This is a genomic window from Aerococcus sp. 1KP-2016, assembly GCF_002252085.1.
Taxonomy (GTDB): Bacteria; Bacillota; Bacilli; order Lactobacillales; family Aerococcaceae; genus Aerococcus.
This window is the reverse complement of the sequence record NZ_NEEY01000041.1, coordinates 1-15,273: the sequence shown is the minus strand read 5'-3', so window position 1 is coordinate 15,273 and position 15,273 is coordinate 1. Positions and strand designations below refer to the sequence as shown.

At 39.7% G+C, this 15,273-nt stretch carries 14 protein-coding genes; all 14 read left to right on the top strand.

Features of this window, described 5'->3' with window-relative positions; genetic code table 11:
- Nucleotides 1-543 precede the first annotated feature (543 nt).
- The 14 genes from B9P78_RS07485 to B9P78_RS07420 all read left to right on the top strand — a co-directional run bounded on the left by B9P78_RS07485 (nt 544) and on the right by B9P78_RS07420 (nt 14,861).
- Complete coding sequence (locus B9P78_RS07485) at nt 544-924, top strand: DUF3397 family protein (protein ID WP_094518871.1); 381 nt, start codon at nt 544-546, stop codon at nt 922-924.
- A gap of 403 nt (nt 925-1,327) precedes the next feature.
- On the top strand, nt 1,328-1,759 hold the full coding sequence (mraZ, locus tag B9P78_RS07480; protein WP_094518870.1) for a division/cell wall cluster transcriptional repressor MraZ: 432 nt from the start codon (nt 1,328-1,330) through the stop codon (nt 1,757-1,759).
- Nucleotides 1,760-1,828: 69 nt separating this feature from the next.
- Nucleotides 1,829-2,779 carry a 16S rRNA (cytosine(1402)-N(4))-methyltransferase RsmH gene (rsmH, locus tag B9P78_RS07475; protein WP_094518869.1) on the top strand — a complete coding sequence of 317 codons (951 nt, stop codon included), beginning with the start codon at nt 1,829-1,831 and terminating at the stop codon, nt 2,777-2,779.
- 35 nt (nt 2,780-2,814) lie between these two features.
- The gene (gene ftsL, locus B9P78_RS07470; protein WP_094518868.1) at nt 2,815-3,273 is read left to right on the top strand and encodes a cell division protein FtsL; all 459 of its coding nucleotides are present in this window, start codon (nt 2,815-2,817) and stop codon (nt 3,271-3,273) included.
- On the top strand, nt 3,273-5,414 hold the full coding sequence (locus B9P78_RS07465) for a penicillin-binding protein (RefSeq protein WP_094518867.1): 2,142 nt from the start codon (nt 3,273-3,275) through the stop codon (nt 5,412-5,414). Before ftsL ends, B9P78_RS07465 begins: the two co-directional genes overlap by 1 nt.
- Before the next feature lie 48 nt (nt 5,415-5,462).
- The gene (mraY, locus tag B9P78_RS07460; RefSeq protein ID WP_094518866.1) at nt 5,463-6,413 is read left to right on the top strand and encodes a phospho-N-acetylmuramoyl-pentapeptide-transferase; all 951 of its coding nucleotides are present in this window, start codon (nt 5,463-5,465) and stop codon (nt 6,411-6,413) included.
- Between the two features lie 27 nt (nt 6,414-6,440).
- On the top strand, nt 6,441-7,841 hold the full coding sequence (gene murD / locus B9P78_RS07455) for a UDP-N-acetylmuramoyl-L-alanine--D-glutamate ligase (protein WP_094518865.1): 1,401 nt from the start codon (nt 6,441-6,443) through the stop codon (nt 7,839-7,841).
- A gap of 25 nt (nt 7,842-7,866) precedes the next feature.
- Entirely contained in the window at nt 7,867-8,967 is a 1,101-nt protein-coding gene (murG, locus tag B9P78_RS07450) for an undecaprenyldiphospho-muramoylpentapeptide beta-N-acetylglucosaminyltransferase (protein WP_094518864.1), read from the top strand.
- Between the two features lie 108 nt (nt 8,968-9,075).
- A complete protein-coding gene (locus B9P78_RS07445; RefSeq protein ID WP_094518863.1) occupies nt 9,076-10,437 on the top strand; it encodes a cell division protein FtsQ/DivIB in 1,362 nt (453 codons plus the stop codon).
- Between the two features lie 205 nt (nt 10,438-10,642).
- The gene (gene ftsA, locus B9P78_RS07440; RefSeq protein ID WP_094518862.1) at nt 10,643-12,058 is read left to right on the top strand and encodes a cell division protein FtsA; all 1,416 of its coding nucleotides are present in this window, start codon (nt 10,643-10,645) and stop codon (nt 12,056-12,058) included.
- Between the two features lie 23 nt (nt 12,059-12,081).
- Nucleotides 12,082-13,347 (top strand): cell division protein FtsZ, encoded by a 1,266-nt coding sequence (ftsZ, locus tag B9P78_RS07435; protein ID WP_094518861.1) that lies wholly within the window; start codon nt 12,082-12,084, stop codon nt 13,345-13,347.
- Nucleotide 13,348: 1 nt separating this feature from the next.
- Nucleotides 13,349-14,029: a YggS family pyridoxal phosphate-dependent enzyme gene (locus B9P78_RS07430; RefSeq protein WP_094518860.1), complete on the top strand. Its 681-nt coding sequence runs from the start codon at nt 13,349-13,351 to the stop codon at nt 14,027-14,029.
- Between the two features lie 15 nt (nt 14,030-14,044).
- Entirely contained in the window at nt 14,045-14,605 is a 561-nt protein-coding gene (locus tag B9P78_RS07425) for a cell division protein SepF (protein ID WP_094518859.1), read from the top strand.
- Between the two features lies 1 nt (nt 14,606).
- Nucleotides 14,607-14,861, top strand: a complete 255-nt coding sequence (locus tag B9P78_RS07420) for a YggT family protein (RefSeq protein ID WP_233487784.1) — start codon at nt 14,607-14,609, stop codon at nt 14,859-14,861.
- The last annotated feature ends 412 nt before the right edge of the window (nt 14,862-15,273 follow it).

Below are 15,273 nucleotides of genomic sequence, written 5' to 3'. Positions count from 1 at the left end.
CTTTTTGTCCGGCTTGTTTAGGATTGTATATATACATCGTTAAATAACCAAAATGAAAACTTCAGAAGGTTTTGGTTTCAAAAATGAGAAATTTTGCGCCACACAAGGGGCTGAACGTTCATTATTTTAAAAAAAACAACGTTCAGGGTGTTTTGCGTTTCATTTTTTCTCATAAATATACGCAAAAGCCGTTCTGGTTTCCAGTTTTCATCTAATTTAAACCTGATATAAACAATCTCGCAAAAATATGCAACAATGCTCAGCAATGGGTATATTATGCCAACCAGAGCGGTTAGATGCGATAAAAGAGAACCTATTCATAAATACAGCAAAAGAGGGTGTAAGCACTTTGTCCAAACGTCTTGACGGCTAAATCTCAGCTCCTTTTCATATCTGTTGATTGCAAAAGGGCAGAGCAACTTTATTCAAATGCGCTCCCATCAATGAAATGGTCGGTAGCGCTGTTTCCACAATCTTTACTAGACATTTCATAACTTCTTAGCTAAGATTAATAAATAAGATTTATAGGAAAGGTAGTCTACAATGGCTTTTAAATGGAGCGAAATTCTTTTATATGTATTACCAATCATTAGCCTCGTACTCGTTCACAACTTTGGGAAACGGTATTTGCTTGTTGGCAATGTAAAATTAGCCTCAGTAGATCCTGTGCAGCCAATTTTACTGGTCTGCCTTCACTTTATATCAACTTATGTGTCTAGTTTTTCGTGGGTTGCGCACGTAATAATGGTTTTCTCTTTAATTGCGATTATTTTATTGGTAATGCAATTTATACAAAATGAGCCCATTCATCTGGGGAAAATGGCACGCAAGTTATCCAACATACTATTCTGTTTGGCATTTGGTGCATATGCTATCGCCACACTCGTTCGCATTTTCCAAGTAGTGACAGCTACTTTACAATAAATATCACGGCTGAAGATTGGTACATTAGGTGCCAGTCTTTTCTGTACAATGTTTTCATAGCTAGTTTAGTAAATTTAGATATATGTTGAAAAAATGGCTATAGGGTTTCTTTAAAACTTCTGACGGTAGGTGCAAGAGCTTTTATGAATCATACACTATAAAGACGCAAACCAATTATGTTATTCTTTTGTCTTATCACCAAAACAAAGATATATATGCTTATGATGTGGATAGGCCAGTTTGGGCCTGTCTTTTTTTTGTGGATAAAACGAACCTTTTCCACCTGTGAATACCAAATTTATAAAAAAATAGCAAATTTTTGGGGATTTGTGGTGCAAAGTGGGGGAATATGGTAGACTTAAACTAATAAAGGTTAAAGTTAGGCACAGAGGGTGATGAAAAGATGTTAATGGGAGAATTTCAACATAATATCGACGCCAAGGGGCGTATCATCATTCCAGCAAAATTGCGTGATGACTTGGGCAACCAATTCGTGATTACACGTGGTTTAGATGGATGTGTATTTGGCTATCCTTTAGATAATTGGGAAAAGATCCAAGAAAAGCTGAAACAACTGCCTTTAGCGAAGAAAGAAGCGCGTGCTTTTACCCGATTCTTTTATTCAGCAGCGGCGGAAGTTGAGGTTGATAAACAAGGTCGTATCAATATCCCCACTACCTTAGTTTCATATGCTGATCTTGATAAAGAGTGTTTGATTCTAGGTGTATCTGATCGAATTGAAATTTGGTCTAAGGAAAAATGGGAAAATGCTTCTTCAGAAATTGAAGAGAAATTTGAAGAAATTGCGGAAGATATGATGGACTTCGGATTATAAAAAAACAAAAATATTTTTAATTGACTTGAACATCGTGAAAGAAAGATAAAAGAAGAGGTAAGCGCACAAATGGCGAAAGAATTCCATCACATCTCAGTGTTATTAAACGAATCAGTAGACGGCTTAGCAATCAAACCAGACGGTATTTATGTTGATTGTACTTTGGGTGGTGCTGGACACAGCACTAAAATTGTAGAAGCTTTATCTGATCAAGGTCGTTTAATAGCCTTTGATCAAGATTTGGTGGCAATTGCCAATGCAAAGGAAAAACTAGCAAATGAAATTGCTTCCGGCAAAGTCACACTAGTACATAATAATTTCCGTCATATTCGCGCTGAATTAGAAAAATTGGGTATTACTGGCGTTGACGGTATTCTCTATGATCTTGGGGTGAGCTCACCGCAACTGGACGAAATCGAACGTGGTTTTTCATACCATCAAGATGCGCCATTAGACATGAGAATGGACCAAACGCAAGAATTGACTGCAGAAGTCATTATTAATGAATGGGACTATAGTGATTTAGTCCGTATTTTTTACCGCTACGGGGAAGAAAAATTCTCGAAACAAATTGCACGTAAAATTGAACAACGTCGTGCAGACCACCGAATTGTACGTACAGAAGAACTTGTAGATATCATTAAAGAAGCCATTCCTGCACCGGCACGCCGAAAAGGGGGACACCCAGCAAAACGGGTATTCCAAGCCGTACGTATTGCAGTAAATGACGAATTAGGTGCTATCGAAGATTCTATCGAACAAGCCTTAACTTTGCTAAATGTGGGTGGACGTATTTCAACGATTTCCTTCCAATCTTTAGAAGACCGTATCGTAAAACAAATGTACAAAGATGCCTCAACTGGTGAAGAATTACCGGCCAACTTGCCTGTCATCAATGCTGAAATTGAAGCACCTTTTAAACTAGTCAACCGAAAACCAATTTATGCAAGTGAAGAAGAATTAGCAAATAATTCTCGCGCACAGAGTGCAAAACTTCGCATTATTGAACGTATTAAATAAGAAAAACGCCAATAATAGAGGAGGGAGCAGTTTTTATGGCGATATTTATCCTAAAAGACCGCTTAAATATGGAAAAACTAGCAATGCCGGCTGAGAAAGCAATTCCCAATGTCCCGGCGACATATCCGAAAGAACAAACACAAAAAGCACACGTTGCAATGTCTGCAATTCCTGCTAGTCTTCCACATACAACAACGAAAACGAAGACCAAAGTAAAAGTTGACCGCTCCATCACTTTACGTCAAAAAATGGCCATTATCACAGCTTTTGGTGTGATGATTGCGACCGTTTTAGGCCTGGTTATTATGCGTGCCAATGTTAGTGCAACCTCACAACAATTACAAGACAAGCAGGCTGAGGTACAAGAGTTACAGGTGGAGAAGGAAAACCTAACCCAAGAAGTTCATGAACTATCTACTTACTCACGTATTATGGAAATTGCGGGAGAACAAGGGTTAACAATGGGTGAAGAAAATATAAGGAATGTTGAATAATGAAAGAAAGTAAAAAACTCCAAAAAAATCGTAGAAAATCTATTATGACTACGGCTCTTTTAGCAGTTCTTTTACTCATCATATTTATTTTCCGACTTACTGAGATAATGGTACTTGGGACCTCGAACAACCAAGATTTGTCTGCTCGAGCCCAAGAACTATATGATAGAAGTAGCATATTGTCAGCACAACGTGGCACCATCTATGATGTAGGTGGCAACACGCTGGCAATGGATGCTACTTCTTATTCGTTGTATGCCGTTTTAACGGATCAATGGTCTGAGGAGTCAGATGAACCACAATATGTAGTAGATAAAGAAAAAACAGCTAAAACCTTGAGCCAATACATCGATATGCCTGAGGCGGATATTCTAAAAACGTTAAACTCAGAAGATGCTGCCCAAGTAGAGTTTGGTACAGCAGGTCAAAACCTAACCTATGCTGAAATGAAAGCTATCGATGACCAAAACCTACCAGGTATCATGTTTACTAAATCTCCAACCCGTTTATATCCAAACGGTGTCTTTGCATCTCATTTAATTGGCTATGCCGAGTACCTAGAAGCAGGTACGGCAATTGACAGTCGTCTGACTGGGCAAATGGGACTTGAGTTATCTCTAGACGAAGTGTTAAAAGGAACGAATGGTCGTAAATCTTACCAATCCAATTCTTATAACTATGAATTATCTGGCACAAAAGAAGTGCTTGAAGAACCAGTTGATGGATCAGATGTTTATCTAACATTGGATTCACGACTACAAACATATTTAGAAACCTTAATGACCCAAGTTTATGAGGAATATCAACCATCAACCATGACGGCCATGTTAGTGAATCCAAAGACAGGTGCGATTGTCGCTGCCTCTCAAAGACCTACTTTTAACTTAGAGACCAAAGATGGTATCGAGGATATGTGGCAAAACCTCCTTGTGGAACGTGCCTATGAACCTGGATCAACCATCAAGGTTCTAACGGTTGCAGCAGCCATCCAAGAGGGTGTTTTTGACCCTAATGCTTTCTATGATTCATCTCCAGTGACCATGGGTGACAGCACCATTGCCGATTATAACGGTGTTGGTTGGGGTGTTATCACGGAACTAGAAGGATTGTCACAATCATCTAATACCTTGATGATTCACTTAGTTGGTGAAATGGGCTATGACGTCTGGGAGAAATATATCCGTGAATTTGGCTTGCTACAAGAGACGGGATCAGGCTTCGCCAATGAAGTTGCTGGTTCTATGAACTACGAATATGAAGCGGACAAAATTACGACTGGTTTCGGTCAAGGGATATATGTCACCCCATATCAAATGGTTCAAGCCTTCACGGCGATTGCCAATGGTGGCGATATGATGAAACTACAATTAGTGAACCGATACGAAGAAGATGGTCAAATGACCGTCGTCGAACCGGAAACAGTTTCATCACCAATCTCAGCGGAAACAGCAGCTAAAACCTTGGAATACTTACAGTCAGTTGTTTATGCTGATACCGGTACGGGTTCGGCCTATGCCTTAGATGGCTATACCGTATCTGCTAAAACAGGTACAGCCGAAGTATTTAATCAAGAAACCAATACATACGAAGCGGGCTTAACTAAGTATCTATATTCTGTTGTTGGTTTTGTGCCGAGTGAAGACCCACAATACATTCTATACATTACAGCGGAACAACCGAAGAATTTAACAACAACGGCTAGCGAAATGCTAACGCAAATGTATACACCATTGTTAACGAGAGCATTGGAATACAATGCCCTAGGAAACGGGGAAACAGCGACAACGGCAACTGTGCCGGATGTATCTGGTACCTCAGTGAGTACCGCACAACAAACGTTAACTGATGCCAGCTTCGTCAATTTGGAAGTCATCGGTGATGGGGATACAATTCTCAGTCAAACACCGGTTGGTCAAGAATCTGTATCGATTACACAACCAATCTTCTTATTAACGAACGATGCTAATCCGACCATGCCTGATTTTACAGGTTTAAATGCAACTGCTAGTCAGGCACTAGCTGACTTATTGGGTATTGAAGTAAAATTAGAGGGCGAAGGTTTAGTTGTTGGACAGTCAATTGCTGTTGGCGAATCTATTCAGTCTAACAAGCAGATTGTGTTACAATTAGCGGAGTCTTAATGCAGTTAATAGCAGAAATTACAACTTAAAAAAGAGAAAGGAAACAACATGTCACTACTATTCATTATTACACTCGTACTTACACTGTTCGGGATGCCATTTTTTATCAAATTTATGCGGGAGAAACAATTTGGTCAGGTAACCCGAGATGAGGGACCAGCATGGCATAAAGCCAAATCTGGTACTCCAGCTATGGGTGGCGTAGTCTTCCTTTCAGCCGCATTTATTGGTCTATTGATTTGGTCATTAATCAGCGGAGAATGGCACACTGAAGTTTGGTTACTTGTTGCAACCATGATCTTCTTTGCAGCAATTGGTTTCACTGACGATTTCTTGAAAATCTTCAAGAAACAAAATGAAGGCTTAACATCGCTACAAAAATTGATTTTACAAATTGTGGGTTCGGCTTTAATCGTATTCTTCATTCGTGTCATTCATTTCCATGTATCTATTCCGTTTCCATTTACAGCAGGTATTACCCATGTCCTATTCGTATTCGTCTTCTTACTAATCTGGATTACAGGTTTTTCAAATGCCTTCAACTTAACAGATGGTTTAGACGGCTTATCATCCGGTCTGGGTGTGATTTCATTCTCTAGCTATGCCTTTATTGCCTTTAGTATGGGAGAACGAGGTATCGGTGCCTTCTGTATTGCTATCGTGGCTGGTTTATTAGGTTTCCTATTCTTCAACCGTAAACCTGCCAAAATCTTTATGGGTGATGCAGGTTCATTATCATTAGGTGCCTTGTTAGCAGTAATTTCAGTTATGTTAGGCAATCCATGGTCACTATTATTGATTGGTCTTGTCTATGTAATTGAAACAGCTAGCGTTATCATCCAAGTAACTTCATTCAAATTGACCGGTAAACGTGTCTTTAAAATGTCACCAATCCACCATCATTTCGAAATGATTGGTTGGAGCGAATGGAAGGTCGATATTGTCTTCTGGATCGTTGGTCTAATTGCAGCACTTATTGGCATTTTACTATTTAAATAATCAAATTTACAAAAAGGGGAAATCAACATGCAAGCAGCTGAATGGCGTGAATCAATTCGAAACAAGAAAATTTTAGTATTAGGCTTAGCCAAAACAGGCGTATCTGTCGTGAAACATCTACAAGCTTTAGGTGCAATCGTTACTGTTAACGACTTTAAACCCTTAGATGAGAATAAAGAAGCACAGTCATTAATCGACGAAAATAATGCGCGTGTCGTTGCTGGATCACATCCGGTTTCCCTACTTGATGAAGATTTTGCTTTTATGGTGAAGAATCCTGGAATTCCTTATACGAATCCCATGGTCGTACGTGCCTTAGAAATTGGCCTACCAGTATACACAGACGTTGAATTAGCAGATAAGATGACTGACGCAACAATTATTGGGATCACAGGATCAAATGGGAAAACAACGACCACTAGCTTAGTTGGTGAAATGTTATCGCACGCAAGCAACCTTGAAGGACAAAGCTTCGTGGGTGGTAACATTGGGATCCCGTCATTAGACATTGCTAGTCAAGCGAGCGAAGCTGATCGTCTAATCTTAGAATTGTCTTCATTCCAATTGATGGGGGCTAGCGAATTCAAACCACATATTGCAGCCATCACCAATATCTATGGTGCCCATTTAGATTACCATGGTTCAATGGAAGAATATATTTCAGCTAAATGGCGTATTACCGCTAACCAAACAAGTGAAGATTATTTAATCTTGAATGCCGACCAAAAATCTGTATTTGGTGAACGTCAAACAAATGCAACAATCGTACCGTTCTCTTCAACTAGTCAACAAATTGATGGGGCATGGTATGACCAAGCAACTGAAAAATTCATGTGGCATGAGGAAGTTGTCCTAGACCGTCGTGATTTATTGCTGCCAGGTAACCACAATGTGGAGAACATGTTAGTGACAATGGCTGTTGGAAAATTATTAGGCGTATCTAACGAAGACATTAAAGCAGGCCTCGCACAATTCCATGGGGTGAAACATCGTCTGCAATTTGTCGCTGAAATCGACGGTCGTCGTTTTTACAATGACTCAAAAGCAACCAATAACGATGCGACGATTACAGCCTTAGATTCATTTATGGGACCAAACGATCGCGTTGTATGGTTAGCAGGTGGTTTAGACCGCGGTAACACCATCGACGAATTAGGAGCACATATGGATAAGGTGCATGCTATGGTCCTTTCTGGTGAATCAGCTGAGAAGTTCCAAGCATTAGGCCAAGCAAAAGGCATCACAGCAATTGCTAAAGCTGAATGGATTGAAGATGCTGTTCAAAAAGCACTAGACCTTTCTAACGAAGGGGATATTATTTTATTATCACCAGCCTCAGCATCATGGGATCAATATCCAAACTTTGAAAACCGTGGAGACCGTTACATCAAGGCTATCGAAGCCTTAGCTAACCCAGACAGTCTATAAGACAGGGCACATAAAGGAGCAAATTATGCGTATTTTACTTTCAGGTGGGGGTACGGGTGGACATATCTACCCAGCACTTGCCTTACGAAAACAAATTTTAGCCAAGTACCCAGATGCAGAATTTCTTTATGTGGGTACCCAAGGCGGCTTGGAATCAAAAATCGTGCCGGCAGAAGGTTTAGATTTCAAAACCATTCAAATTCAAGGGATTAAACGATCTTTTTCATTAGATAATGCGCGAACTGTCTACTACATGTTCGATTCAATCCGTAAAGCCAAGCAAATTGTGCGCGCCTTTAATCCGGATGTTGCGATTGGTACTGGTGGCTATGTATGTGCCCCTGTATTATATGCAGCTAGCCGTTTGGGTGTGCCGAGTATCATTCATGAACAAAACTCAGTTGCAGGTATGACCAACAAATTCTTGGCACCATTTATGAACAAGATTGCCATCTGTTTTGAAGATGTCCGCAAAGATTTTAAACGCTATAGCGATAAAGTCGTCTTTACTGGTAACCCTCGTGCTCAAGAAGTAGCGAATATCACAGCTAAAGCTGACCTGAGCGAATATGGTTTGAAAAACGATAAACCAACTGTGTTAATTTTTGGTGGATCACGTGGTGCCTTGAAGATTAATCAAACAGTGAAACAGGCGATTCCTGCATTTATCCAAAAAGAGTATCAAGTCTTAATTGCAACAGGCGATGCATACATTCAAGAATTTGAAGAAGCCTTTGCTGATTTCAATGAATGGGACAATGTCCGTATTGTTTCTTATATCAACAATATGCCAGCTTTATTTAAGACGATAGACCTAGTTGTCAGCCGTTCTGGTGCAACTACAATGACTGAATTAACAGCCTTGGGTACACCATCTATCTTGATTCCTAGTCCAAATGTTACGGCCAATCATCAAGAAATGAATGCTCGCTCATTGGTGAAACACCATGGTGCGGAAATGATTTTAGAAGATGATTTAAATGTGACAGACTTCCTTGCAGCCATTGATGATTTAATGGCTAACGATTTAGAACGAGACAAAATTGCTGATAACGCCATGAAACAAGGCGTGCCAGATGCAGGGGATCGATTAATTCAAGTCATCGAGAATATTATTCAAAAATAAATGAAATTGGAAGTGTGACTTATTTTAGAGAATAGGTCACAGGTAGATTGAAAGTATGACTTATTTCAGAGAATAGGTCACATATCCAAAGAGAAAGGAGGCGGCTAAATGGATTTGGATGAACAAAGACAATATGAACATAACAAAAAATTACGCGAACTAAGACACAAAGAGCGTATAGCGAAAATGAAGCGACTTGAGGAAGCAAAGGGCATGCAAAATAATGCAACATTCCCCGACAAGTCCAAGCGTCCACGACCTAGCAACACGAAAAACCGGTCCAAGCAAAATCAGCCGCCACGAAGTTCATCGTCTCAAGCGAATGACCACAATAACCACATTGTTGATTCAGAAAAGGCATCAAAAACTTCAGCATCCAAGAAAACAATCCGAGGCGTAAAAGTGCCCAAGCTTTTTGTTAAGAAAGATAGGCAAACGTCGCAAAATACGGATAAGGGCAATCACATGCATAAATCCACAAGCAGGGATAAACAAACGATTCCATGGCGCAAACGATTCTTACTGTTGGCGCCATTCATCGTTGCTTTTATGATCTCCGCTTATTTCGTCTCACCACTCAATCGTGTGTCTTCTATCACGGTAGAGGGTGTGGACAAGAAGGAAGCGAAATTGAACTTGGCACCGTTAAAAACGAATATGTCAGTCTTCCAACTGGGCCACAAGACGACACAAGTTGAAAAATCGATTATGAACCAGAATGCTTCAATCAAATCAGCCGTTGTCGAGATTGATAATTACAACCAGGTTATTGTGAAAGTGACGCCGTTCAGACAAATTGGTTATATTAAAAATGCTGACTTCTTTTACCCATTACTAGAGAATGATCAAATATTGGATACGCCGATTGCAAATCTTGAGAAGGAATTGCCTCTATTTGAAGGTTTTGATATAGGCAATGAGCAGGTACGGGCGAAAACGACTGAGACTGTGGAAGCGATTGCGAGTCTGCCGGATGATATTATTCAACAGATTGATTACGTGAGCTATATGGGTGACGATACGAATGATGATCGGATTGCCTTGCAAATGGTGGACGGAAATGTTGTCATAGGCTTTATTAGTTCAATTGGTGAACGAATGAGTTATTATAATGGTATCCTTAAGCAATTAGATGGACAAACTGGTCTGATTGATATGGAAGTGGCTATTTATTTCACGGAACTGAATGCCGGGAACAACCCATACGCTTCGGAGGAAGATAAGAAAGCTTATGAAGAGTCTGTAGCAGCTGAATCATCAGCGACTAGTGAGTCTTCATCGTCAGCGCTTAGTGCAGAAGCAGTTTCTAGTGGTGCAACAAGCTCAAGTAGTTCAGCTACTGAATCAAGTGCCGAAACATCTGCAGCAAGCAGTTCATCAACGAGCGCAGTGGATGCAGCAGCTGGCGTAAGTTCAACGTCTACTTCAAGTACAGTAGAAAGTCGGAGTCAAGCAGTGAGTGATGAATAGACGAGGCATAATGACAAATTGATGGTGGTTAGTAGGCAAATGAGCAATAGATTTGTGGAAAACGGCATCATCCTTGTGAATTATGAAAAGTATCTTAAAATTTACATCCCAACATATCGGGATTTTCATTGGTAAATAATATTGTCTATGTTAAAATAATAACGATACGATTAAATATTTAATTTTCTAGGAGGTTTCAATAAACATGGTTCAGCCAGAGATTTTTGCAAGTTTAGATATTGGAACCACTTCAATAAAAGTAGTAGTTGCAGAATATGTAAACCAACAGATAAATGTTATTGGAGTAGGTCACGAACGCTCACAAGGGTTAAGTCGCGGAGTGATTGTGGATATTGATAAGACGGTTGCGTCTATCAAACGTGCAATTCAAAAAGCGGAAAAGAAATCTAATCACACTATTACAGACGTAATCGTGGGGGTTCCAAGCAATCAAGTAAATATCGAACCTTGCTATGGAATGATCGCTGTTTCAACAGAAAACAGAGAAATTACCGACAAAGACGTGAAAAACGTACTCGCAGCAGCGAAAGTTCGTTCAGTCCCAGCTGAAAGAGAAATTATTTCAGTAATGCCAGAAGAATTTATCGTCGATGGCTTCGACAACATCAAAGATCCACGCGGAATGATTGGTGTACGTCTTGAATTATACGCAAATCTAATTACAGGTCCTAAAACACTTGTACATAACATTCGTCGTTGTGTGTCAATGGCCGGATTAAACATTAAAGAACTAGTTGTTCAATCTTACGCGAATGCTTATGCAGCAATGAGCCAAAGTGAACGTGAATTTGGTACAATTTTAGTAGACATGGGTGGTGGACAAACAAGTGTTTCAGTTTTCCATGATGACTTATTAAAATTTGCGACAGTTGACCACGAAGGTGGGGAATTAGTCACCAAAGACATTTCAACAATTTTAAATACGTCAATTGAAAATGCAGAACAAATTAAATTAGAATATGGTTATGCATTACCAAAAGACACAAGCGAATCTGAATTCTTCCCTGTTGAAACAATTGGGAAAGTAAATCCAGAACGTGTAGACGAACATTATCTTGCTGAAATTATTGAAGCACGTGAACGTCAAATCTTTGAAACCTTGAAAAAACCTCTTAAGAAAATCGAAGCATTTGCTTTACCAGGTGGCATTATTGTTACCGGTGGGGCAGCATCACTACCAGGTGTACTTGACTTAGCTGAAGAAGTATTTGAACATGATGTTCGTTACTATATTCCTGAATACGTTGGATTACGTAATCCAATCTATACAACAGCTATTGGTTTAATTCAATATGTAGCACAACTTGATGATATTCATCACCTTGCGCAAGATAATGATAAACAAGTTGCTAGTCCTGCGAAAGCTCAAGCGCAACCAGCGCCAGCGGTTCGACAAACAGTTGAATCAGTTGACTATTATAGCCAAGTAAAAGATGATAAAGTAACTGAAGCGCCTAGCGTGCCAGCTGCAAATCAACAACAAGACTATTATGGTGATGCGCAAGCGAACCAATATCAAGATGAATACAACGACACTGAGTCAGAAGAAGAAAGCTCAGTTGATAAAATTAAAAAATTCTTCAAAGACTTTTTTGCCTAATATAATTACCAGGAGGATATAAGATGGATATGGAATTCGAATACGACAACATGGATATGAACAACGCTACCATTAAGGTGGTTGGTGTTGGTGGTGGTGGTAACAACGCAGTTAACCGTATGATTGAAGAAAACGTACGTGGCGTTGAATTTATCGTTGCTAATACAGATACCCAAGCCCTAAAAAACTCAAAAGCTGATGTTAAAATTCAACTTGGCCCTAAATCAACTCGCGGTTTAGGTGCAGGTGCACAACCAGAAGTTGGTGCGAAGGCTGCTGAAGAATCAGAAGATCAAATTCGTGAAGCTTTACAAGGTGCGGACTTAATCTTCATCACTGCTGGTATGGGTGGTGGTACCGGTACAGGTGCTGCACCAATCGTTGCCCGCATTGCAAAAGAAGAAATCGGTGCGTTAACTGTTGGTGTTGTGACTCGTCCATTCACTTTTGAAGGACCTAAACGTGGTCGCTCAGCTGCTCAAGGTATCGCTGAAATGAAACAACACGTTGATACTTTAGTAACAATCTCAAACAACCGTTTATTAGAAATCGTTGACAAAAAGACACCTATGCGTGAAGCATTTGGTGAAGCTGATAACGTATTACGTCAAGGTGTTCAAGGTATCTCAGACTTGATTACAGCTCCTGGTTACGTTAACTTGGACTTTGCTGATGTTCGTACAGTAATGGCTGACCAAGGTACAGCTTTAATGGGTATTGGTTCAGGTACTGGTGAAAACCGTACTGCTGAAGCAACTAAGAAAGCAATTTCTTCTCCATTATTAGAAGTATCTATCGATGGTGCAGAACAAATCCTATTGAACATCAAAGGTGGCGACGACTTGACTTTATTCGAAGCTCAAGACGCTGCTGATATCGTAGCTGCTGCTTCTTCATCAGAAGTAAACATCATCTTCGGTACAACAATTGACGAATCATTAGAAGATGAAGTAATCGTTACTGTTATCGCAACAGGTATCGATACTGAAAAACGTCGCGATGAAAAACGTGCAAAACGCAATGGAGGCCATTCAGCTTTCCAACAAACTAGCACAGATCGTGACTTCGCTAACCAACCAGAAAACTTTAAAGAAAAACAAGTACCAGAACGACGTCAAGAAGAAACACGTGACGTGTTCAACGACTTCGACAACAGCCGTTACGAAGATACAAACCGTTCTTCTCGTAGCCGTTTCGAAGACACTACACCTAACAATGACTTCTTATCAAATGCATCAGATGATGATGAATTAGATACACCACCTTTCTTCAGAAAGCGTCGTCGTTAATATGACCATAAGCGATAATTTGCAGTCTATTGAATGCAATATTGTGAATGCACAAAAAGCATCAGCGTTATCATCAAATGATGTGACGCTGATTTGTGTTTCTAAGTATCATTCAGTAGATGAAGCCATGGCAGTCTATGATGCAGGTGTTAGAAACTTTGCAGAAAATCGTCCCGAAGGCTTATTTGAAAAAATGCCAGCAATGCCTGATGATATTGAATGGCATCTGATTGGTACACTTCAAACCCGAAAAGTAAAAGATGTAATCAATCAAGTTGCATACTTTCATGCTTTAGATCGGTTGAAACTAGCGAAAGAAATCAATAAACGCGCGGACCATGTCATTAAATGTTTTGTGCAAGTCAATGTGTCAGGTGAAGAAGCAAAACACGGGATCGCACCAGAAGAATTAAATGCCTTTGTGGATGCAATCGCAGCATACGATAAAATTGAAATTGTCGGCTTAATGACGATGGCACCAATTGATGCCGATGAAACTGCATTACACACATACTTTGGACAATTACGTTTATTACGTGACCAAGTGCAAGCGATGGCAAAACCATATGCACCATGCCAACACTTAAGTATGGGTATGTCAGGTGACTATGCAATTGCTATTGAGGAAGGTGCAGATTTCGTCCGCATTGGTTCAGCATTTTTTAAGACAGACGCAGAATAAACGGAGGAACCTAGCATGGCCATGAAAGACTTTTTTTCCAATATATTTGGAAATGATGACGAAAACTACGATGATGAATATGAAGCGTTCGAAGAAAATGATGGCGTAGAAGATCAAGCTAGCTATTCACAAGAACCAACTTACACAGCACCAATCGTAGAAAAACAAGTAAATACACAACAAGCAACGAAGGAGCAAAATAAAGTAATGGCAAACGATGCGAACCGTAACAACGTGGTGAATTTGAATGAAACACGCAAAAATTCAGCAACTGTTGAGGTATTTAAACCACGTATCTTTGCAGAAGCAGAACGAATTAGCCAATCTTTACTAGCAGGTAAATCTGTAGTCTTAAACTTGGCGCAAATGTCTGACGATGACGCGCGTCGTTTTGTTGACTATATGACTGGCGTTGTCTATGCCATCAATGGTGATTTGCAACGTGTCGCAAGCGATGTGTTCATCGCTGTACCAGAAACAGTGCATATCGAAGGCTTGTACGAGGAATATACCAATAATCATGGTAGCAAGGCCTCAAGAGAACGTAACAATATCTGGGAAAGAGAAGGTGAATAACGTGAATAGTCTAGTAAATATTTTACAAGATTTGATTTATGTCTACACACTAGTCCTAGTCGTGTATGCCTTACTATCTTGGTTCCCAGGTGCGCGTGACTCACGATTTGGTCAACTAATCGAACGTCTAGCATACCCATACCTATCATTCTTTGACAATTTAATTCCATCAATCGGTGGCGTTTCATTCTCAGTCTTGATTGGCGTAGTGGTCTTACAACTTGCCTCAAATGGTTTAAACATCTTACGCTTCTAATAAGGAAAGAGGCTGGGACAAATGGCCTCTAAAAAGGCGTACACAATTCTTAATAAAAGTTGTGTACGCCTTTTACTTTAAAAAAATTCTTATAAATTTTGATTGAAATATATCATGGGGACAGGTATTAAAGGATTGAAAGTGTCGTTCCTTAGACGTGAAAGTGGATGAAATCGAGACCTTGGCTTGATTTCAAATTGAAAGACCTTGGCTTTCAATGGTCCCACGGCTCACAAGGGACGTACACTATAAGGACGAAAAGTCTATGATTTTAATTTTATCCCAGCCTCTTTTTGTTTGGCTCTTCGACTTTTAATGTGGATAGCTTCACTTAAGTAAGAAACTTGAATTCATTTTATATGGATTTTGGGTTTTCTTTTTTTATTTTATTTTTATTTTTAAATTGTAGATT

Coding starts and splice junctions, on each gene's coding strand:
- murD (WP_094518865.1), top strand. CDS start 6,441: ATGCAAGCAGCTGAATGGCGTGAATCAATTCGAAACAAGAAAATTTTA.
- B9P78_RS07430 (WP_094518860.1), top strand. CDS start 13,349: ATGACCATAAGCGATAATTTGCAGTCTATTGAATGCAATATTGTGAAT.
- mraZ (WP_094518870.1), top strand. CDS start 1,328: ATGTTAATGGGAGAATTTCAACATAATATCGACGCCAAGGGGCGTATC.
- B9P78_RS07465 (WP_094518867.1), top strand. CDS start 3,273: ATGAAAGAAAGTAAAAAACTCCAAAAAAATCGTAGAAAATCTATTATG.
- B9P78_RS07485 (WP_094518871.1), top strand. CDS start 544: ATGGCTTTTAAATGGAGCGAAATTCTTTTATATGTATTACCAATCATT.
- B9P78_RS07445 (WP_094518863.1), top strand. CDS start 9,076: ATGGATTTGGATGAACAAAGACAATATGAACATAACAAAAAATTACGC.
- B9P78_RS07425 (WP_094518859.1), top strand. CDS start 14,045: ATGGCCATGAAAGACTTTTTTTCCAATATATTTGGAAATGATGACGAA.
- rsmH (WP_094518869.1), top strand. CDS start 1,829: ATGGCGAAAGAATTCCATCACATCTCAGTGTTATTAAACGAATCAGTA.
- ftsA (WP_094518862.1), top strand. CDS start 10,643: ATGGTTCAGCCAGAGATTTTTGCAAGTTTAGATATTGGAACCACTTCA.
- murG (WP_094518864.1), top strand. CDS start 7,867: ATGCGTATTTTACTTTCAGGTGGGGGTACGGGTGGACATATCTACCCA.
- ftsZ (WP_094518861.1), top strand. CDS start 12,082: ATGGATATGGAATTCGAATACGACAACATGGATATGAACAACGCTACC.
- mraY (WP_094518866.1), top strand. CDS start 5,463: ATGTCACTACTATTCATTATTACACTCGTACTTACACTGTTCGGGATG.
- ftsL (WP_094518868.1), top strand. CDS start 2,815: ATGGCGATATTTATCCTAAAAGACCGCTTAAATATGGAAAAACTAGCA.